The organism is Stenotrophomonas sp. AS012628 (assembly GCF_010608305.1).
GTDB classification, from domain to species: Bacteria; Pseudomonadota; Gammaproteobacteria; order Xanthomonadales; family Xanthomonadaceae; genus Stenotrophomonas; species Stenotrophomonas geniculata.
Window position 1 is genome coordinate 1 of the sequence record NZ_VMBJ01000316.1, and the last position, 214, is coordinate 214.

Genomic DNA, 214 nt, shown 5'->3' on the forward strand with positions numbered 1-214 from the left:
ATGCATGGCCGCGGAGGCAACGGTCGCGAAGATGAGTTCACCATCGCGCGCCAGCGCCACGGCCGAATGAAGATGATGGATTCGCCCGCGAAACGAGACAAGATGGTTCCGCGCCGCGGCAATCTTCTCAGGTTTGGAATAGCGCTGATTGCCGAGCGCCAGCGTCTGGTCGGCGCCGATCACCACCCGGCCGGGCATCGACAGGCTGACCGCT

At 64.0% G+C, this 214-nt stretch carries 1 protein-coding gene; it reads right to left on the reverse strand.

Features of this window, described 5'->3' with window-relative positions; genetic code table 11:
• Window positions 1–214 (reverse strand): Maf family protein (locus G5A07_RS22085; protein WP_191864056.1); only part of this gene is annotated, 214 nt, incomplete at both ends.